The organism is Streptomyces sp. NPDC050528 (genome assembly GCF_044457795.1).
Classification (GTDB): Bacteria; Actinomycetota; Actinomycetes; order Streptomycetales; family Streptomycetaceae; genus Streptomyces.
Genome location: NZ_JBITHH010000005.1, coordinates 430,799 through 449,717, shown reverse-complemented (window position 1 = coordinate 449,717; position 18,919 = coordinate 430,799). Strand labels below are relative to the sequence as shown.

The 18,919-nt window shown below is 68.7% G+C and carries 24 protein-coding genes; 15 read left to right on the top strand and 9 right to left on the bottom strand.

Features of this window, described 5'->3' with window-relative positions; translation table 11 throughout:
* Positions 1-4 precede the first annotated feature (4 nt).
* Positions 5-1,399 (top strand): NCS2 family permease, encoded by a 1,395-nt coding sequence (locus ACIBK4_RS20285; protein ID WP_398996128.1) that lies wholly within the window; start codon positions 5-7, stop codon positions 1,397-1,399.
* Positions 1,400-1,418: 19 nt separating this feature from the next.
* Here ACIBK4_RS20285 and ACIBK4_RS20280 read toward each other — a convergent pair whose 3' ends face one another.
* Positions 1,419-1,601: a hypothetical protein gene (locus ACIBK4_RS20280; RefSeq protein WP_033281377.1), complete on the bottom strand. Its 183-nt coding sequence runs from the start codon at positions 1,599-1,601 to the stop codon at positions 1,419-1,421.
* A gap of 154 nt (positions 1,602-1,755) precedes the next feature.
* Here ACIBK4_RS20280 and ACIBK4_RS20275 point away from each other — a divergent pair, with 154 nt between their 5' ends.
* On the top strand, positions 1,756-2,193 hold the full coding sequence (locus tag ACIBK4_RS20275; RefSeq protein WP_019072529.1) for a MarR family winged helix-turn-helix transcriptional regulator: 438 nt from the start codon (positions 1,756-1,758) through the stop codon (positions 2,191-2,193).
* Positions 2,194-2,218: 25 nt separating this feature from the next.
* Positions 2,219-3,571, top strand: a complete 1,353-nt coding sequence (locus ACIBK4_RS20270; protein WP_398996127.1) for an MFS transporter — start codon at positions 2,219-2,221, stop codon at positions 3,569-3,571.
* 37 nt (positions 3,572-3,608) lie between these two features.
* On the opposite strand, the gene ACIBK4_RS20265 is transcribed toward ACIBK4_RS20270, so the two are convergent.
* Positions 3,609-4,133, bottom strand: a complete 525-nt coding sequence (locus tag ACIBK4_RS20265; RefSeq protein ID WP_398996126.1) for a GNAT family N-acetyltransferase — start codon at positions 4,131-4,133, stop codon at positions 3,609-3,611.
* Positions 4,134-4,243: 110 nt separating this feature from the next.
* Between ACIBK4_RS20265 and thpR the strand changes: the two genes are divergently transcribed.
* Positions 4,244-4,801: an RNA 2',3'-cyclic phosphodiesterase gene (gene thpR / locus ACIBK4_RS20260; RefSeq protein WP_398996125.1), complete on the top strand. Its 558-nt coding sequence runs from the start codon at positions 4,244-4,246 to the stop codon at positions 4,799-4,801.
* A gap of 210 nt (positions 4,802-5,011) precedes the next feature.
* Here the strand turns inward: thpR and ACIBK4_RS20255 are convergent, their stop codons facing one another.
* On the bottom strand, positions 5,012-6,004 hold the full coding sequence (locus tag ACIBK4_RS20255; RefSeq protein ID WP_398996124.1) for an aldo/keto reductase: 993 nt from the start codon (positions 6,002-6,004) through the stop codon (positions 5,012-5,014).
* Between the two features lie 70 nt (positions 6,005-6,074).
* A complete protein-coding gene (locus tag ACIBK4_RS20250) occupies positions 6,075-6,821 on the bottom strand; it encodes an SGNH/GDSL hydrolase family protein (protein ID WP_398996123.1) in 747 nt (248 codons plus the stop codon).
* Between the two features lie 78 nt (positions 6,822-6,899).
* Between ACIBK4_RS20250 and ACIBK4_RS20245 the strand changes: the two genes are divergently transcribed.
* The gene (locus ACIBK4_RS20245) at positions 6,900-7,895 is read left to right on the top strand and encodes a WD40 repeat domain-containing protein (protein ID WP_398996122.1); all 996 of its coding nucleotides are present in this window, start codon (positions 6,900-6,902) and stop codon (positions 7,893-7,895) included.
* Here the strand turns inward: ACIBK4_RS20245 and ACIBK4_RS20240 are convergent.
* Entirely contained in the window at positions 7,879-8,676 is a 798-nt protein-coding gene (locus ACIBK4_RS20240; protein ID WP_398996121.1) for a TetR/AcrR family transcriptional regulator, read from the bottom strand. The genes ACIBK4_RS20245 and ACIBK4_RS20240 overlap by 17 nt on opposite strands.
* Positions 8,677-8,782: 106 nt before the next feature.
* Between ACIBK4_RS20240 and ACIBK4_RS20235 the strand changes: the two genes are divergently transcribed.
* From ACIBK4_RS20235 to ACIBK4_RS20225, 3 genes are all read left to right on the top strand, one after another.
* On the top strand, positions 8,783-9,796 hold the full coding sequence (locus ACIBK4_RS20235; protein ID WP_398996120.1) for an ATP-binding cassette domain-containing protein: 1,014 nt from the start codon (positions 8,783-8,785) through the stop codon (positions 9,794-9,796).
* Complete coding sequence (locus ACIBK4_RS20230) at positions 9,793-10,644, top strand: ABC transporter permease (protein WP_398996119.1); 852 nt, start codon at positions 9,793-9,795, stop codon at positions 10,642-10,644. The genes ACIBK4_RS20235 and ACIBK4_RS20230 overlap by 4 nt, the downstream gene beginning before the upstream one ends.
* Positions 10,645-10,770: 126 nt before the next feature.
* Entirely contained in the window at positions 10,771-12,324 is a 1,554-nt protein-coding gene (locus ACIBK4_RS20225) for a cellulase family glycosylhydrolase (protein ID WP_398996118.1), read from the top strand.
* A gap of 123 nt (positions 12,325-12,447) precedes the next feature.
* On the opposite strand, the gene ACIBK4_RS20220 is transcribed toward ACIBK4_RS20225, so the two are convergent.
* On the bottom strand, positions 12,448-13,113 hold the full coding sequence (locus ACIBK4_RS20220) for a TetR family transcriptional regulator (RefSeq protein WP_398996117.1): 666 nt from the start codon (positions 13,111-13,113) through the stop codon (positions 12,448-12,450).
* Between the two features lie 111 nt (positions 13,114-13,224).
* On the opposite strand from ACIBK4_RS20220, the gene ACIBK4_RS20215 reads away from it, so the two are divergent.
* Both ACIBK4_RS20215 and ACIBK4_RS20210 read left to right on the top strand, forming a co-directional pair.
* Positions 13,225-13,989 carry an SDR family NAD(P)-dependent oxidoreductase gene (locus ACIBK4_RS20215; protein WP_398996116.1) on the top strand — a complete coding sequence of 255 codons (765 nt, stop codon included), beginning with the start codon at positions 13,225-13,227 and terminating at the stop codon, positions 13,987-13,989.
* A gap of 34 nt (positions 13,990-14,023) precedes the next feature.
* Entirely contained in the window at positions 14,024-14,440 is a 417-nt protein-coding gene (locus tag ACIBK4_RS20210; protein WP_398996444.1) for a Scr1 family TA system antitoxin-like transcriptional regulator, read from the top strand.
* Between the two features lie 43 nt (positions 14,441-14,483).
* On the opposite strand, the gene ACIBK4_RS20205 is transcribed toward ACIBK4_RS20210, so the two are convergent.
* Positions 14,484-14,666: a hypothetical protein gene (locus ACIBK4_RS20205; protein ID WP_398996115.1), complete on the bottom strand. Its 183-nt coding sequence runs from the start codon at positions 14,664-14,666 to the stop codon at positions 14,484-14,486.
* 117 nt (positions 14,667-14,783) lie between these two features.
* Between ACIBK4_RS20205 and ACIBK4_RS20200 the strand changes: the two genes are divergently transcribed.
* A complete protein-coding gene (locus tag ACIBK4_RS20200) occupies positions 14,784-15,323 on the top strand; it encodes a hypothetical protein (RefSeq protein ID WP_398996114.1) in 540 nt (179 codons plus the stop codon).
* Between the two features lie 165 nt (positions 15,324-15,488).
* Entirely contained in the window at positions 15,489-15,923 is a 435-nt protein-coding gene (locus ACIBK4_RS20195) for a GNAT family N-acetyltransferase (protein WP_398996113.1), read from the top strand.
* A 229-nt stretch (positions 15,924-16,152) separates the two neighbouring features.
* Here the strand turns inward: ACIBK4_RS20195 and ACIBK4_RS20190 are convergent, their stop codons facing one another.
* Positions 16,153-16,833 (bottom strand): hypothetical protein, encoded by a 681-nt coding sequence (locus tag ACIBK4_RS20190; RefSeq protein ID WP_398996112.1) that lies wholly within the window; start codon positions 16,831-16,833, stop codon positions 16,153-16,155.
* 235 nt (positions 16,834-17,068) lie between these two features.
* Complete coding sequence (locus ACIBK4_RS20185) at positions 17,069-17,494, bottom strand: ATP-binding protein (RefSeq protein WP_398996111.1); 426 nt, start codon at positions 17,492-17,494, stop codon at positions 17,069-17,071.
* Between the two features lie 187 nt (positions 17,495-17,681).
* Here ACIBK4_RS20185 and ACIBK4_RS20180 point away from each other — a divergent pair, with 187 nt between their 5' ends.
* Genes ACIBK4_RS20180 through ACIBK4_RS20170 form a run of 3 tightly spaced genes read left to right on the top strand, consistent with a single transcriptional unit; the run spans position 17,682 to position 18,918 of the window.
* Positions 17,682-18,551, top strand: a complete 870-nt coding sequence (locus ACIBK4_RS20180; protein ID WP_398996110.1) for a helix-turn-helix domain-containing protein — start codon at positions 17,682-17,684, stop codon at positions 18,549-18,551.
* Positions 18,548-18,724, top strand: coding sequence for a DUF397 domain-containing protein (locus ACIBK4_RS20175; RefSeq protein WP_398996109.1), 177 nt, complete (start codon positions 18,548-18,550; stop codon positions 18,722-18,724). The genes ACIBK4_RS20180 and ACIBK4_RS20175 overlap by 4 nt, the downstream gene beginning before the upstream one ends.
* Positions 18,725-18,735: 11 nt before the next feature.
* Entirely contained in the window at positions 18,736-18,918 is a 183-nt protein-coding gene (locus ACIBK4_RS20170; protein ID WP_398996108.1) for a DUF397 domain-containing protein, read from the top strand.
* Position 18,919: the final 1 nt, after the last annotated feature.

Below are 18,919 nucleotides of genomic sequence, written 5' to 3'. Positions count from 1 at the left end.
TCCAATGCCGACCGCGCTCGACCGTTACTTCAAGATCTCCGAGCGTGGCAGCTCGCTGCCCCGGGAGATCCGCGGCGGCTTCGCCACCTTCTTCGCGATGGCGTACATCATCGTGCTCAACCCGATCATCCTGGGCAGCGCGAAGGACATGTACGGGCACCACCTCGACAACGGCCAGCTGGTCACCGCGACGGCGGTCACGGCGGCCTTCACCACCCTCCTCATGGGGGTCATCGGCAACGTCCCGATCGCGCTGGCCGCCGGACTCGGCGTGAACTCCGTCGTCGCCCTCCAGCTCGCGCCCCGCATGACCTGGCCGGACGCGATGGGCATGGTCGTGCTGGCCGGCCTGATCGTGATGCTGCTGGTCGCCACCGGGCTGCGCGAGCGCGTGATGAACGCGGTGCCGTACGGACTGCGCAAGGCCATCTCGATCGGTATCGGCCTGTTCATCATGCTGATCGGGCTCGTGGACTCCGGGTTCATCTCCCGCATCCCGGACGCCGCCCAGACCACCGTCCCGCTCCAGCTCGGCGCCGACGGTCACCTCAACGGCTGGCCGGTCCTGATCTTCATCCTCGGCGTCCTGCTCACCCTCGCGCTGATCGTCCGCAAGGTCTCCGGCGCGATCCTGATCTCCATCGTCACGATGACCGTCCTCGCGGTGATCGTGAACGCGGTCGCGACGATCCCCTCCTGGGGTCTGACCACCCCGAAGTGGCCCGGAAACCCGGTCGCCACCCCGGACTTCGGCCTGATCGGCAAGTTCAGCCTGTTCGGCGGCTTCTCCAAGGTCGGTGTGCTGACCGGCGTCCTGTTCGTGTTCACGGTCCTGCTGTCGTGCTTCTTCGACGCGATGGGCACGATCATGGGCATCAGCGACGAGGCCAAGCTGACCGACGGCGAGGGCAACATGCCCGGCATCAACAAGGTCCTCTTCGTCGACGGCATCGCGGTCGCGGCCGGCGGTGTCAGCTCGTCCTCCGCGACCACCTGTTTCGTGGAGTCGACGGCCGGTGTCGGCGAGGGCGCCCGCACGGGCTTCGCGAACGTCGTCACGGGCGCGCTCTTCGCCGTAGCGCTGTTCCTCACGCCGATCGCCACGATGGTCCCGTCCCAGGCGGCCACCCCCGCGCTGCTCGCGGTGGGCTTCCTGATCCTGGCGGGCTCCGTCAAGGAGATCGACTGGGCCGACTACACGATCGCGATCCCGGCCTTCATCACGATGGTGATGATGCCGTTCACCTACTCGATCACCAACGGCATCGGCATGGGCTTCATCACCTTCGTGGTGCTGAGGCTGGTGGCGGGCCGGGGCCGGGAGGTCCCGGTGCCGATGTACGTCGTAGCGGCGGTGTTCGGGTTCTACTACCTGATGCCGGCGCTGGGTCTGACCTGACCCGCGCTTCTACGGGCCGTCACGTGACCCCGTAGAACTTCTCGGTTTCTTCTACGGCGGTCTGGAACCGCTCGTCGAAATCGTCCCGGATGAGCGTCTGGACCACATAATCCTGGACGCTCATTCCCCTTTTCGAGGCATGGTCGCGGAGCCGTTCGAGCAGCTCCCCGTCTATCCGCAGGCTGAGCACGCTGGTCCCCATGTAGACGAGGGTCCGGGGCGGTTCCGGGCGGCGGGTGACGTTCCGCGCCGGGATCACTCATATGGGTGACGGAAGGGTTCAGTGGTCAGGGTCACGGGCATCTCGGCGTGTTCCCGTTGGTCTTTAGCGAGAGTAATGAGTTACGCTAAAGAACATGCCGGACCTTACGCATGGCGACGACGCTGCCGCCGTGAACTCCCTGCGATCAGCCGTGATGCGGTTGTCCCGTCGACTCAAGCACCAGCGGGTCGACGAGTCACTGAGCCCTACCGAGATGTCGGTGCTGGGCACCCTGTCCAACTGCGGCAGCGCGACCCCTGGCGAGCTCGCTCGCAAGGAGCATGTGCAGCCGCCCTCGATGACCCGCATCGTCGCGCTGCTCGAAGCGAAGGGTCTGGTCCAGCTGGAGCCGCACCCCGAGGACCGGCGCCAGAAGGTCGTCACCAAGACCCCCCAGGCCGAGGCGATGCTCGAAGAGAGCCGCCGCAAGCGCAACGCGTTCCTGGCCGGCCTGGTCGACGGCCTCGACGAGGACGAGTGGGCGAAGATCGTCGCCGCCGCCCCCGTGCTGGAGAAACTCGCACACCTGTAAATCCCCCTAGCCTGGAGGCGACCTTTTGAGTTCGGGACCCGGAGCAGACTCCGCCCCCGCGCCAGCCACCCCCGACTCCCCGCCCACCCCACGCGGCAAGTCCTCGATGTTCAGCTCGCTGAAGATCCGGAACTACCGCCTGTTCTTCATCGGCCAGGTCGTCTCCAACACCGGCACCTGGATGCAGCGAATAGCCCAGGACTGGCTGGTCCTCAGCCTCACGGGCTCCTCGACCGCCGTCGGCATCACGACAGCCCTGCAGTTCCTGCCGATGCTGCTCTTCGGGCTCTACGGCGGTGTCCTCGTCGACCGGCTGCCCAAGCGCCCCACCCTGCTCGTCACGCAGTCCGCGATGGCCCTCACCGGCCTCGCCCTCGCCGCCCTCACCCTCTCCGGCCACGTCCAGGTCTGGCACGTCTACGTCGCCGCCTTCGCCGTGGGCCTCGCCACGGTCGTCGACAACCCGGCCCGCCAGTCCTTCGTCTCCGAGATGGTCGGCCCCGACCAACTGCAGAACGCGGTCAGCCTCAACTCCGCGAACTTCCAGTCCGCCCGCCTGGTCGGCCCCGCCGTCGCGGGTGTCCTGATCACCGGCGTCGGCACGGGCTGGGCGTTCCTCTTCAACGGCCTGTCGTTCGTCGCGCCGCTGGCCAGCCTGCTGCTCATGCGCAACCGCGACCTGCACTCCGTCCATCGCGCCCCGCGCGGCAAGGGCCAGCTCCGCGAGGGCCTGCACTATGTCGCCGGCCGCCCCGACTTGATCTGGCCGATCGTCCTCGTCGGCTTCATCGGCACCTTCGGCTTCAACTTCCCGGTCTGGCTGTCGGCCTACGCGGACGACATCTTCCACGCGGGTGCCGGCGCGTACAGCCTCTTCAACACCCTGATGGCGGTGGGCTCGTTGATCGGCGCCCTGCTGGCCGCCCGCCGGGGCACCACCCGTCTCCGCGTCCTGATTGCGGCGGCGGCGGCCTTCGGCATCCTTGAGGTGGTGGCCGCGGTGGCCCCCTCCTACTGGCTGTTCGCCCTCCTCATGGTCCCGATCGGCATCGCCGGCCTGACGGTCAACGTCACGGCCAACACCGCCGTCCAGATGGGCACCGACCCGGCCATGCGCGGCCGGGTCATGGCCCTGTTCATGATGGTCTTCATGGGCGGTACGCCGCTGGGCGCACCGATCGTCGGCTGGATCACGGACGCCTACGGCCCCCGGGTGAGCTTCGCCTTCGGCGGCGTAGTGGCGGCCGTCGCCGCGGCCACGATCGGCGTGATCCTGGCCCGCATCGGCGACCTGCGCCTGTCCTTCGACTGGAACCACGGTCACCCGAGCGTGGCCTTCGTCCCGCGCGAGCGGGAGCAACTGGCCGCTGCGGCTTGAGAGTTGTGCGGTACGACTGGCCCGGAGGGCGTGCGTGTCACACCCTCCGGGCCAGCACCTGTCCCGGCCACTTGTCCTCACCGACGACGAACGCCTCGGTCGCGGTGAACCCGTTGCCCTCGTAGTAGGCGACGAGCTTGCGGTCGTCCCCCGCGTAACAGTCCACCCGCAGCAGGGAGACCCCGGCCCGCCGCGTCTCCTCCGCCGCGTGCGCGAGCAGCGCGCTGCCGACGCCGTAGCCCTTGAACCGCCGGTCGGAGGCGAGGAGATGGACGTACCGCTCGGGTTCGTCGACGGCGGGGATGTACGACCCCGGTGAGTCGGTGAGGGTGAGCGTCCCGGCCGGCACCCCGTCGACCTCGGCGATGTAGGGCGAGCCGGTCGCCACATACCGCTCCACCATCGCCACGGCCTTCGGGTTCTCCGACCACGGTGTGCTGCCCCACTGCCCGGTACGCCCCTGCGCGACGAGCCACGCCACGGCACTGTCGAACATGCCGAGTATCGCGGGGATGTCGTCGGGCCCGCCGTCTCTGATGCTGATGCTGGTGTCGGTCTCCATGGCAGCAGGCTAGGGGTCCGAAGAGGCTGTGCGCTGGACTGACCGGTCTGGCCCCACGAGACCGGTTAGTCCAGCGCACACACCTTGAGCGGTGGTGAAAGGCTGCCCCCATGAGACTCTTCGCCGCGCTGCTGCCGCCGGAGCCCGCACTGGCCGAACTCGGCGCGGTGGTCGACGAGTTGAGACGCCTGCCGGGCGCGGACACCCTGCGCTGGACCGGCCGCCCCGGCTGGCACCTCACCCTCGCCTTCTACGGTGAGGTCGCCGAGGACGTCGTACCCGAACTGTCGGCCGGACTGGAGCGGGCGGCGCGGGCGACCGAGCCGTTCGGGCTGGCGGTGCGTGGGGGTGGGCAGTTCGGGGACGGGCGGGCGCTGTGGGCGGGGGTGGAGGGCGATGTCCTGGCCCTGCGGCGGCTCGCGGAGCGTTGCGAGGAGGCGGCGGTGACGGGGGAACACCGGCGGTACCGCGCCCACCTCACCGTGGCGCGCAGCCGGGACGCCATGGACGTACGGCCGTATCTCGACCGCCTCGACGGCTTCGCGGGCCGGGCGTGGACGGTGGACGAGCTGGTGCTGGTCCGGAGCGACCTGCCGAGGTCGGGTGTGCGGGGGGAGCAGCCTCGGTATGAGGCGGTCGCTCGCTGGGGGCTCGGGGTGGGCGGTTAGGCTCGGGTACGTGGACCCGAAAACCCGGAACCGGATCATGGCCGGTGTGCTTGTGCTGTTGTTCGTTGTCGTGGGGCTGGCTGCGGCGCTCGGTAAGTGAGGGCGGGACGGGGCGTGGAGGACTGCGCGATCGTTGCCGGGCGCGGGCCGGATGTGGCTGGTCGCGCAGTTCCCCGCGCCCCTAAAAAAGGGCGCTTGCCCTGACCGTGATTACCAGGCGAAGGCCTCGGGCGACGGCCCAGGACCCGGGAAGATCTCGTCCAGCGAGGTCAGGATCTCCTCGCTCAACTCCAGTTCTACGGCGCGCAGCGCGCTGTCGAGTTGCTCGGCGGTGCGCGGGCCGACGATCGGGCCGGTGATGCCGGGGCGGGTGAGGAGCCAGGCCAGGGCGGCCTCGCCGGGCTCGATGCCGTGCTTGTCGAGGAGGTCCTCGTAGGCCTGGATCTGCGCGCGTGAGGTCGGGTTGGCGAGGGTGTCCGCGGCCCGGCCGCTCGCCCGGCGCCCGCCCGAGACCTCCTTCTTGATGACCCCGCCGAGGAGTCCGCCCTGGAGCGGGGACCAGGGGATGACCCCGAGGCCGTACTCCTGCGCGGCCGGGATGACCTCCATCTCGGCGCGGCGCTCGGCGAGGTTGTAGAGGCACTGCTCGCTGACGAGCCCGATGGTGCCACCTCGGCGGGCGGCGATCTCGTTGGCCTGGGCGATCTTGTAACCGGGGAAGTTCGAGGAACCGACGTAGAGGATCTTGCCCTGCTGGATCAGGGTGTCGATCGCCTGCCAGATCTCCTCGAAGGGGGTGGCCCGGTCGACGTGGTGGAACTGGTAGATGTCGATGTAGTCGGTGTGAAGCCGCTTCAGGCTGGCGTCCACGGCCCGCCGGATATTGACTGCGGAGAGCTTGTCGTGGTTGGGCCACGCGTCGCCGTCGGCGGCCATGTTGCCGTAGACCTTGGTGGCGAGGACCGTCTTGTCGCGGTGGACGGGGCTCTTGGCGAACCAGTTGCCGATGATCTCCTCGGTCCGGCCCTTGTTCTCACCCCAGCCGTACACGTTGGCGGTGTCGAAGTAGTTGATGCCCGCGTCCAGCGCCGCGTCCATGATGGCGTGGCTGTCCGGCTCATTCGTCTGCGGTCCGAAGTTCATCGTGCCGAGGACCAGTCGGCTGACCTTGAGGCCTGTGCGGCCGAGCTGCGTGTACTTCATGAGTGTCTAGCCAACGACTTCGAGTGCGCTCTACGCAAGGGGAATCGGTCGTGGCCGACGTCGCCGGCGGTCAGCGCCGGGCCGATCGCCTCGACGAGGAGTGGGGCGCCCAGTGGTGGGGGCTGTCGTCCGCGGCCGGGTCTTCCTCGCCGTACTCCCCGCCCACCCCCCACGCCTGATGCATCGCCCCCGCGAACGCGCCCGCGATCTTGTGCTCGCCGGCCGCGTTCGGGTGCGTGCCGTCGTACGTGTCGTGGTCGACGTCGTACGACTCCGGGAGGGAGGCCAGGAGGAGGGGGGAGCGGGGGTCGTCGAGGTCGGCGACCGCCTTTGCCTGGAGTTCGTTGAAGAGGGCGACCTCGGTGGCGAAGGGGGCGTCCGTGCGGGCGCGGACGTTCGGGATGACCGGCAGGAACACCATGCGGACGGAGGGCTTCGCGGCGCGGGCCTCCGCCACGAAGGTGCGCATGTTGTCCGCCGTCTGGGGCGCGTTCGTGTAGAAGCCCAGGTCGATCAGGCCGAGGGAGACGAGGAGCACGTCCGCCCGGTGCGCGCGGACCGCCTCGCCGATCAGCGGGGCCATGTGCAGCCAGCCCTCGCCCCAGCCGGCCAGGTGGACGTGCGGGAAGTCGGGGTCGGCGTACTCGTACGACGTGGGCGAGTCCGTCGCCTTGTCGTACAGCGCCTCGCGCGGGCCGACCAGGGCGAACGGGCCGCCGTAGGTCGCGCGCAGGTGCTGCCACATCCGGTAACGCCACGTGTGTTCGCCCGCGCTTCCGATCGTCATGGAGTCGCCTACGGGCATGAACCTGAGCATCCGCTCATGATGGACGATCAACGGCCGTTCGCTGGAGCCGATGGGATGTGAGGCCCGCCACGATGGCAGGCTGGGGGCATGCGTCGCTTCCTCGCGTTCCTCGGCGCCGGCTTCCTCGTCGGCGCGCTCGCCCTCCCCGCTTCCGCGGCACCCTCCGACGACGGTGACGGCAAGGGCGACAAGGGGTTCACGATCACGGACTCCCGGATCACGGAGTCGAGCGGGCTCGCCGCCTCGCACCTCCACCCCGGCATCTACTGGACGCACAACGACAGCAACGACGGCCCGTACATCTACGCCGTCGACAGCAGCACCGGCAAGACGGTCGCCACGGTCACGTTCAGCGGGGTCGGCAAGCCGCGTGACGTCGAGGCGATCTCCATCGGCCCCAACAACGAGATCTACATCGGCGACATCGGCGACAACCTCGACGGGACCTGGCCGTACGTCTGGATCTACAAGCTGCCCGAGCCGAAGGTGCTCAAGAGCCAGACGATCCGGGCGACGCAGTACGTCGTGAAGTACTCGGACGGCGCCCGCAACGCCGAGTCGCTGATCGTGCACCCCAAGACCGGACGCGTGTACATCATCGACAAGAAGGAGGACGGCGGCCATCTCTTCGAAGGCCCGGCCAAGCTCTCCTCCTCCGGCACCAACTACTTCAAGCCCATCGCCGCCGTCGACCTCTGGGCCACCGACGCCGCCTTCTCGCCCAACGGCCAACAGCTCGCCGTACGCGGCTACTTGGGCGGTATCTACTACGACTGGAACGGCGGGAAGATCAAGCGCGAGGGGCGCCTCGACGTGCCGTTGCAGGGGCAGGGGGAGTCCGTCAGCTACTCGGCGGACGGCACCAAGCTCATGTACGGGAGCGAGGGCACCGACAGTCCGGTGCAGGCCGAGGACGCGCCCGGGGGCGGTTCGGATTCCTCCAAGTCGCCCTCGGGCGGCGGGAGTTCGGCGAGCGGCGACGACGGCGGCGGCTCGGGGAGCAACGTGAAGATCGGTGCCGTGGCCGTCGTGGTCGTCCTGGGCGCGCTCTTCGGGCTACGGCGCCTCACGCGTCGCCGCTGAACTCCCGTACCGCACACCGCTGTTGGACCACGACCTCAAGACCGTCCAGGATCCGCCCGAGCCCGAACTCGAAGTGGTCGAAGTCGGCGGTGAACGTGTCGGGGGAGAGCGACGCGAGCGTCGGGTAGGCGCCGGTCGTCATCGCCTTCTCCAGCGCCGGGACTTGAGCGCCGTAGAACTCAGCGTCGGTCAGGCCGGTGCTGCGGGCCGCCTCCTCCTGGTGGACCTGGGTGCGCGCGGCCCCGACGACATAGCCGTCGATCATGACGACCGTCGAGACGAGCTCGGGGTCGGTCAGGCCCATCGGGCGGATACGGCCGAGCAGGTGCTCCAGGGTGGCGAGGGCGCGCGGGCCGAGCAGCGGGCGGGACTGGTTGACGCGCAGCAGCCAGGGGTGCCGGCGGTGCACGGCGAGCGCGTCGCGGGCGGCGGTCTCCAGCGCGGCACGCCAACTGCCGCTGTCCGCCTCGTCGTTGGGCCGGTCCGGGAAACGGACCCGGTCCAGCATCAGGTCGAGGAGTTCGGCCTTGCCGGGCACATACCGGTACAGGGACATCGCGCCGGTACCGAGATCGGTGGCCACCCGCCGCATGGACACCGCGTCCAGCCCCTCCTCGTCCGCGATACGGATGGCCGCGTCCACGATCCGGTCGACGGAGAGCCCCGGTTTCGGTCCGCGGGAGGGGCGGGGGCCGGTGTCCCACAGCAGTTCGAGGGTGCGCCCGATGTCACCACTGCCGCTGGACTCCGTCGCGTTCGAGTTCGGGGGCCTGCTCGTCATGCGGGGGAGTCTAGGTCGCCGCGCGAAAACCGAGTACACCGTACGCGCAATCGGATACGGTGCACGCAGTTCGAACGCCCGGTACAGGAGGGAGGGATGAGGACCCATGGGTGATGACACCTACGTGGTGGAGGCCGAGGGGCTGGAGAAGCGCTACGGCGACAAACGCGCCCTCGACGGCTTCGACCTGGCCGTCCGCGAGGGCACCGTGCACGGTCTGCTCGGCCCGAACGGCGCCGGCAAGACCACCGCCGTCCGCATCCTCTCCACGCTGGTCCGCCTCGACGCCGGCCGGGCGACCGTCGCCGGCCTGGACGTGGCCCGGCAGCCGCGCCAGGTGCGTACCCGGATCGGCCTCACCGGCCAGTACGCGGCGATCGACGAGATCCTCACCGGCCGGCAGAACCTGGAGATGTTCGGCCGCCTCTTCCATCTCGGCCGCAGACGCGCCAAGTTGAGGGCGGCCCAACTCCTGCGCCAGTTCGACCTGGAGGCCGCCGCCGACAAGGGCGCGGGCGGCTACAGCGGAGGCATGCGCCGCCGCCTGGACCTCGCCGCGTCGATGATCCTGGCCCCCGCCGTCCTCTTCCTCGACGAACCGACCACCGGCCTGGACCCACGCAGCCGGGGCGAAGTCTGGGAAGCGGTACGGCAGTTGGTGGCCGACGGCACCACGGTCCTCCTGACCACCCAGTACCTGGAGGAGGCCGACCGCCTGGCCTCCCGCATCACCGTCATCGACCAGGGCCGCGCCATCGCCGACGACACCCTCGACGGCCTCAAGAACCGCGTCGGCGGCGACCGTATCGAGGTCGTGGTCCGCGAACCGGCCCACATCCCGTACGCGTTGCAGGCGGTCGCGAGGGTCGCCCACGGCGGCCAACCCGAGGCGGACATCGGGGAGTTGCGGGTGCACGCGCCGGTCGCCGACCGGGTGGGCTCGCTGACCGAGGTCGCCCGCTACCTCCACCACTACGGCATCCCGGTCGAGGACATCGGCCTGCGCCGCCCGAGCCTGGACGACGTGTTCCTACGGCTGACGGGCCGCCGTACGGAGGAGGAACCGGCAGACCGGGAGCCGGAGTCCGAGGTCGCGGAGACCGAGGAGGCAGCGGCATGAGCGGCGGCACCACGACGGCATCCGAGGGCACCGGCCGCACCTACCGCAGACGCCCCCAGCACGGCCGCCTCTTCTGGACGATCGCCGACTGCTGGAACGTCGTCCGGCGCGGCCTGACCCACTACCGCCGCCAACCGGTCAGCATCCTCTGGCAGTTGGGCTTCCCGATCCTCTCCGTGCTGCTGTACGGCTACGTCTTCGGCAAGGCGATGCGGGTACCGGGCGGCGGCGACTACAAGGCGTTCCTGATGCCGGGCATGTTCGTGATGACGGTGGCCATGGGGTTTGTCTCCACGGCCACGATCTTCGTGAACGACGCGAAGAAGGGCGTCATCGACCGTTTCCGTTCCATGCCGATGGCGCCGTCGGCGGTGGTCGCGGGGCGCGGCGCGACCGATCTCATCGTCGCCTGCGCCGAGTTGGGCATCATGATGACGACGGCGTACGGCATGGGCTGGCGCCCGGAGTTCGGCATCGGCTTCGCGAAGGCGGTGGCGCTGCTGCTGGCACTGCGCTTCGCGCTGATCTGGGTCGGCGTCTGGCTGGGGTTGCTGCTGCCCGGCCCGGAACAAGTCGGCGGCCTGTTCGCGATCGTCTTCCCCCTCACGATGATCTCCAGCATCTACGTCTCCCCGACCCAGATGCCCCACTGGCTCGGCCAGGCCGCGCTCTGGAACCCGCTCTCGTCGACGGCGGGCGCGACGCGGGCGCTCTTCGGGGCGCCGACCGGGCAAGGCACGTCCTGGCCGGAGCGGCACGCGTTGCTGCTGGCGGGAGCGTGGCCGGCGGCGCTGACCCTGCTGTTCCTTCCGCTGGCGGTGCGAAGGTTCCGCAGGCTGAGCCGATAGCCGTAGAGGACTGTCGACGCCCGTTGCCTTGACGTGTTCACGTGACGTGGCTTCCATGGAGGGTGCCGGGTGATGGGAGCGCTCCCACGAGTTCCGGACCCGCGCCTCCCGAGAGGAAGCAGCGACATGTTCCGCAGCTTGAGAAGAGCGCTGGGGGTTGTTGCCGCGACGCTGTTACTGCCGCTGGCCGGCGTGCAGACGGCACAGGCGGCTGGTCCGGCGGGCGTGGCGGGCGTGAAGGAAGTGGCGGCCGACGCACCCGGAGCGGGTTACTGGCACACCAGCGGCCGCCAGATCCTGGACGCGGCCGGGCAGCCGGTCCGTATCGCCGGGATCAACTGGTTCGGCTTCGAGACCGCCAACTACGTTGTCCACGGCCTCTGGTCGCGCGACTACAAGAGCATGATCGACCAGATGAAGTCGCTGGGCTACAACACCATCCGCCTCCCCTACAGCGACGACATCTTCAAGTCCGGCACGGTCCCCAACAGCATCGACTTCTCCAGCGGCAAGAACGCGGACCTCCAGGGCCTCAACTCGCTCCAGATCATGGACAAACTCGTCGCCTACGCCGGCCAGGACGGCCTGAAGGTCATCCTCGACCGGCACCGCCCGGACGCCTCGGCCCAGTCGGCGCTCTGGTACACGGCGGCGGTACCGGAGTCGACGTGGATCGCCAACCTTCGCTCCCTGGCGACCCGTTACGCAGGCCAGTCGACGGTCATCGGCATCGACCTCCACAACGAGCCGCACGATCCTGCGTGTTGGGGCTGCGGCGACATGGCGACGGACTGGCGCCTGGCGGCGCAGCGGGCGGGCAACGCGGTGCTGTCGGTCAACCCGGACCTGCTGATCTTCGTGGAGGGCGTGCAGACGTACGCCGGTGTATCGGGTTGGTGGGGCGGCAACTTGATGGGCGCGGGCCAGTACCCGGTCCAACTGACCGTGCCCAACCGGGTCGTGTACTCGGCCCACGACTACGCGACGAGCGTGGCCCAGCAGCCGTGGTTCAGCGACCCGACCTTCCCGGCGAACATGCCGGGCGTGTGGGACAAGTACTGGGGCTATCTCTTCCGGCAGAACATCGCGCCGGTGTGGGTGGGCGAGTTCGGCACGACGCTGGCGTCGACGGTGGACCAGAAGTGGCTTGCGGCGCTGGTGAGTTACCTGCGCCCGACGTCGACGTACGGCGCCGACTCCTTCTCCTGGACCTTCTGGTCGTGGAACCCCAACTCCGGTGACACGGGCGGGATTCTGAAGGACGACTGGGTGACCGTGGACACGGTGAAGGACGGGTATCTGGCGAGCATCAAGGCGGCGGGGTTCCCGAGCACGGGGACGGGCGGGGGCGGGGGAGACGGAGGAGGCGGCGGAAGCACAGCCGCGTGCGCGGCGACCTACGCCACCACCAGCGACTGGGGTACCGGCTTCAACGCCGCCGTGACGGTGACGAACTCCGGGACCTCGCCCCTCAAGTCCTGGCAGGTGAAGTGGACTTGGTCCGGCGCGCAGCAGATCACGAACATGTGGAACGCGACGTATACGCAGAGCGGGGCGAGTGTGACCGCGGTGAACGCGGATCACAACGGGAGTGTGGGGGTGGGGAGTTCGGCGAGTTTCGGGTTCGGGGGTGCTCCGGGGGGTGGGAGTGCGCCGAGCCTGAGCTGTACGGCGACGTGAGGGGCTGACGGGCTGACGGGGTGAGGGGCTGAGGGAGCCGGGCCGGGTTGTCGCTCGGGCGGCCGACAGCCCGGTCGGTCCAATGGGCTCGACCGGCTCGACCGGCTCGACCGGCTCGGCCGGTCAGGCGTGCGTCGTCAACGGGTGCACGGCGTTCATCGCCTCGTCGAGGAGGGTGGGCAGCGGGAGGCGGCCCTCCTCCCGTGCCCACGCCTCGATGGCCGCGTCCAGGCAGCTCAGGGCGCTGGCGATCAGGGCGGAGGCGGCGGGGTCGGGGCGGGAGGCGACGGCCGGGGTGATGCGACGGGCGACTTCGGGGAGGAGCAGGTCCCGCCAGCGCCGGTTGCGTTCCTGGAGGCGGGCCCGGATGGACGGGGACTCCACGATCACCCGGGCCGTCTGGAGGGCGGCGCCCAGGTCCTTGGCCTGCTCGCGGACGGGGGGTTCGAGCGCGTGCCGCAGCGCCGTCCACACCGGTTCGTCCTGCGGGCGCCGGATCAGCGCGTCCCGGGTCTGCTCGGCGAGGTCCTCGACCAGGGTCAGGACGACGTCCTCCTTGGTGGGGAAGTACCGGAAGAACGTGGCGCGGGACATGCCGGCCGCCTTGGCGATCTGGTCGGTCGTCGTCCGCTCGAAGCCGTCGGTCAGGAACAACTCCATCCCGATCTCGGCCACTTGAGCCTTCACGGCCTGACGGGCACGGGAGCGCACGCTCGGCGGCTGGTCCTTGACGCCCTCGGTGTCCTTGATGCCCGCGGTGTCCTTGGCGTCCTCGGTGGAAATCCCCATGGCTTCACGATAGCTTGCCTCGCGACTGAGACTTAGTCTCATTCACGAGATGTACTATCGATACTGAGGTCAGGCCTCGCGCGGGTGAGGCGAGAGCGGAAGGTGTGCACCATGACGAACAGACTGGACGGGAAGGTGGCCGTCGTCACCGGCGCCGCGAGCGGGATCGGCGCGGCCACGGCACGCGTCCTCGTGCGCGAGGGGGCCCGGGTGGTCCTGGGCGACATCAACGACGAGGCCCTGGGCAAACTGGTCGCGGACCTGGGCGACAGCGCGGTCGGGCTGCACGCCGACATCAGCCAGGAGGAAGGTGTACGGAGTCTGGTGCGGGCGGCGCTGGACACCTTCGGGCGCCTGGACGTGCTGGACAACAACGCCGCAGCCGAGGTGCCCGAGGACACCGGCACGTCCACGTCCAGCGACGAGGCATGGCGGCGCACCTTCGACCTCAACGTCATGGCCGCGGTCTGGGGCGCACGGCACGCGATCCCGGCGATGCTGGCAAGCGACGGCGGCGGCTCGATCATCAACATCTCGTCCGGCGCCGTACGCCACCCCACCGCGACGAAGGCGGCCTACGGCGCCTGCAAGTCGGCGCTGGAGACCTTCTCCCTGTACATCGGCGCCCAGCACGGCGCGGACGGCATCCGCAGCAATGTCGTACGGCCCGGGTTCGTCCTCACGGAGGGCGTCCGGGAGATCTTCGACGAGGAGCAACGGCAGCGGTTCGCGGACATGCTGGCGCTGGGCCGTGTCTGCGAACCTCAGGACATCGCCGAGACGGTCGCCTTCTTGGCGTCACCGGCGGCCGGCTACGTCAACTGCGCGGTCCTCGACGTCGACGGGGGCGGGGCGAAGCCGATGGTCTCCTGGTGATGTCCCCGACGAGAGGCAGGCGGGGGTTTCGGGAATCCCCACCAGGGACACGGACGACGCGGTGCGCGCGCGGATGAAGCGGCAGGAGTGGTTGCGCCTCCCCGGCAGGGAGTTGCACCAGTTGGTCTGGGAGGGGGCGTTGTGCCTCCGGCTTGGCTCGCGGGAGGTCATGGTGGCCCAACTGGAGCAGCTCCGCGCGGTGTTGGAGCTGGACACCGTACGACTCGGGGTCGTGCCGTTCGACGCCGTACTCCCGCTGGTGATCGGCAATGGATTCACGATGGTGGACGAGCGTCTCGTCGTGACGGAGGACTGGCACAGCGAGCACTGGCTCGACGACCCCGACGCGATCGCCCTGCGCCGAAGGGTCTGGGAGACGCACGCCGCGTCCGCCGTGTACGGGGCGGACGCCCGATCCCTGATCGTGAAGGCCGTCGACGCGCTGCGTTGATACGAGCGCGGCGCCCGACCCGCCGTACGGCGCGCACCGCCGCCTACTCGCGCTTCGCCCGGTCCAGCCACGCCAACAGGTCGACGCAGTCACGCAGTTCAGGTCGCGGCAGCCCGGCGTGTTCCCGTATCACCACGATGGCCTGGATAGTGCGGTCGGCGGCGACGAGGCCGTTCACCTCTGCTCGCGCCTCGGTCGACAGGCGGTCCCACAGCGTGTCATCCACATCCAACTCCTCGCTCTGCTGCCGTGAAAGCGGACAAAGGCACCGACGCGCACCCACCGGGCAACTACGCTGCGGACGCGCCGTGTTACCCATCGCGGCCACCGGAGGAGGAACCCCGTGTCATCGTCCTGCGACCCCAAGCACGCCCCCGCCGGCGACGTGGGCGCCGTACTCATGATGGTCGACTCCTGGATCAAGGCCGTCCACGCCGGGAAGTCCGGGACCGACCCCGAACAGCGGGCGCTGATGGACCATTACCTGGCGTCGTTGGGGCCCGACGGGCTCGACGAGCTGTTGGACGGTGCGTGCACGCTCATCTACATGTTCACGGTGTGGCTGAGGAAGGCCCACGAGAGCGAGGGCAAGGACGTCATCGAGTACGTGGTGCCCACCCTCGTGGCCACGATGCGGATGATGCCCAGGAGTTGTCCTCCCGAGGCCATCCCCACGATGGCCGGTCTGGTGATCGCCGCAGGCACCGGGCTGAGCCCCAACCTGTGGCGTCGGCAGTACGGCGACTGGACCGATGACGAGATGACCGCGCTCGAAGCCACCGTGTTCCTGCTCGCGGAACACATCAACCGCGTGGCCGACGACCCCGACTTCGCCACCCGCATGATCGTGGACGCGCTGACCAAAGTGAGTGGAGAGGGCTAGCGCCTGTCGTGGGTCCAGGCCACGCAAAATGCCTGATCAGAGGGGGCGGTGAGTGTTACCGTCGCCCGCATGCCCGAACTGATCAGGCCCACAGACCGACTCCACTCCTCATGGCTCGCGGCGCGTGACGAGTGGCCTCCAGGTGCCCACCAGGACGGAACCGGCTTGCGTCTCGCACCTGAAGCCGATCTCGACAGCCCCGAGGCTTTCTCGGCGTGGGTCGAGCAACTGCATCAGCAGTCGGACACGTCGGTCGCCGTGGGAGAGGGGCGCGTCCACGCCACCCACTGGTGGATCGTCGAGGACGACAACTACCTGGGAGCCATCGATCTGCGGCACTACCTGAACGCTTTCCTACTCGATGTCGGCGGCCACATCGGTTACAGCATCCGTCCCTCCGCCCGGAGACGCGGCTTGGCCAAGTGGGCCCTCGGGGCGGTTCTCCTGAAGGCCCCCGAGTTCGGTCTGGACCGGGTCCTCGTCACCTGCGACGACGACAACGTCGGATCGGCGCGCAGCATCGAGCGCAACGGCGGCGTCCTGGAGGACATCCGCACCACCGACGCGGGCAACAAGCGCCGCTACTGGATCACTCTGTAGGCATCCGTAGGCATCCATAGGCACCTGTGGGCAGTGGTGCCACGCTTCGGCCGTCGTCGGGCCAACTCGCCCTGGGTGTCGGCCAGTCGGTGCCTAGTCGGTGCCTCAGCGCTTCGGGGGACGCGATGGTGCGTCTACGTCTGCGAGACGGGCGTGGATTTCGGGGCCGGTCGGCTTGCCGCGGACGTGGCGGGGGCGAGTTCGACCTCGGGGCTCGGGTGCGGGCCGGTCATGCCTCCATGGATGCACCGTCGGTCCGCGTCGTCACGGTACGCGGCGGCTCGGGTGCGTCAGCCGCGCCACCGTTCCGCTTCGCCTCCACGCACAACCACACATAGACCAGGTCGAGCACGCTGCACATGATGCCGAGGCCGAGCAGGAACCCGTCGTGCTGGATGGCGCCGAACAGGATCGTGGGCGCGAGTGTGCCGAGCCACTTGGCCACGGCGATCGTCACCGACTGCCCGCGCAGGCCGCGTCGCGCGACGAACATCGCGATGAACAGGCCCGACATCAGCAGGTTTTGGAGGAACGCGGAGTAGCCGGCCCCGTCCTCCGCGCCGAACTTCCCCAGGAACAACCACTGCACGGCGAACGACATCCCGAACAGCAGCACGCTCAGCCCGGCGAACATCCGGGGCGTCACGAACGACGGGAACTCGGCACGGCCGTACCGGAAGAACGTGTACACGATGACCGCGTCGGCGATGCCCCACACCAGGTTGATACCGCCCTGCACGGACGGGTCGAAGACCAGGTTGTGCACCGCGTACGTCCACTCCCACGCGAAGTTGAGACCCAGCGCTACGGCGGGCATGGCGTAGGTGCGTTCGCGGAACCCGATGCGGATCGCTTCGATGTACACGATCGTCCAGGCGATGCCGCTCGCGAGGATGAGGGCGATATGCATCTGCGTCTCCTGTCGCGGATCTTCGGGCTGCGGATCTTCGAGGGGTCGCGCGGACGCTAACAGACACGTTCGGGGGTGTGGGCGATGTCCGGCTTACGGAAGTGTGACGGGCGGGAGTCGCCATACGTAGGGGTCGGGCGTCCGGACTTCGGCCCCAAGGTCCGTGTCCGGGAGGGGAGTTCGGGGCGTGCGGGGCGTTCTGGGTGTTCGGGGCGTGAGCATGCGGGCCGCCGCCTCATAAAGTCGCCGGAACATGAGCTTGGACCCCCTCCAGTTCGAACCTTGCCCACACGCACTTCGCGTACGGCTCCTGTCGGCATCCCCAGTCGGCGGCCAGCGCGGCGACGAGCGCGAGGCCCCGGCCACCTTCTTCCTCCGGGGTCGAGTCGTGAGGTCGGGGGAGTCTGTCCCGGTCGGGGTCTGAGACCTCAAGGATCAACTCCGTGCCGTTGAGGGTGAGTTCGACCTTGATCTGGGAGTAGGAGACGCGGCAGTGGGTCACGGCGTTGGTGACGAGTTCGTTGGCCAACAGGGTGACTGCGTCGGCGAGTTCGTCGGTGATGCCCCAGTCCGCGAGGGCCTTGCGGACGCGTTGGCGGGCGACGGGGACGTGGCTTCGGTGTTTGGGGATGCGGAAACGGAAGCTTTCGGACGCGGGCATGGGGAACTCCGTCCTGACGGGGCGTCAAGTTGGGCTGCGCGTCGGCGCCTTCACGAAGCTAAGGGTGGATTCCAGATCCGCGCAATGTGAATCGACGAATATATTCGTGAGTGTCACTCGATCGAGTGATGCAGCCCTGAGGTTGACGCTCGGTGTGGCATCGTTGCCGCAGAAGAGGGGAGGGCCCATGCCCGCAGGTGGACGGCCGACAGTGCGCAGCAGGCGCTTGGGTACGGCACTCAAGCAGTACCGGCAGGCTGCGAAGTTCGACCAGCCGCAGGCCGCCGATCTGATCGCATCAAGTCAGGCCAGGATCAGCCGCGTTGAGAGTGGCCACGCCACCCCGCGCGTGATCGAGGTGCGCTTGCTGTTGGATGCGTACGGCGTCAAGGACCCGGAAGTGCGCGTCAAGCTGGAGGAGTTGGCCAAGAACTCGAAGAACCGGGGCTGGTGGCTTGAGCATGCCGCACACCTGCGGCCGGACTACGTCGACCACATCGCGTTGGAGGATGACGCGACTTACATCCGCGAGTGGCAGCCGGTCATGGTGCCAGGGCTCCTGCAAACTCCGGCTTACGCGGAGGCAGCTATCGCCAGTGGTCCTCACTACATCGATCCGGATCGGGTCGACCAGTTGGTGAAGGTGCGAGTGGGGCGCCAGACGAAGATCGAGGACGGCGGTGCGTCGTACACGGCCATCCTCTCGGAAGCGGTCATCGTGCACCCGCTAGTGAGCGTCGAGCTTCACCGGGAGCAGCTGTCGGCGATCCTTGAGATCGGAAAGCGGAAGAACGTCACTGTGCAGGTACTGCCGTTCAGCGCGGGCGTCTTGGTGGGCTACACCTCAGCTTTCTCCTCCTTCAGTTTCGACGAGGAGCCGACGGTCGAAGCCGTCACTATGGACAATCTGCGTGGCACGTCGGTCCTCGAAGGGGCTGAGGACCTTGCCGCTTACGCCAATGCGTACGACCTACTACGATCGTCAGCGTTGGCACCGGACGCGAGCATGAAGCTCATCCGGGGCGTGCTGCGAAGCTTGAAGGAAGACACATCGTGACCGAGGTCGTAAGCCCCTTCTGGAAGTCGTCGTACTCGGGGCAGGAGAACAACTGCGTCGAGGTCGCTGACACAACCGACCTCGGCCGAGCCGTCCGCGACAGCAAGCAGGCAGACGGCCCCCTGCTCCTCGTCTCTCGCGACACCTGGCAAGACTTCCTCCAACAGTTCTGAGGAGATGCCTCATGGCCGAGAGCGCAGGCCCCTTCTGGAAGTCCTCGTACTCGGGCGCGGAGAACGCCTGCGTCGAGGTCGCCGACACCGCAGCCCACGGCCGCGCCATCCGCGACAGCAAGCACCCGGAAGACGGTGCCCCCCTCCTCACCGTCTCCCGGGAAGCCTGGAACCACTTCGTCCAGTGCCTCTGAA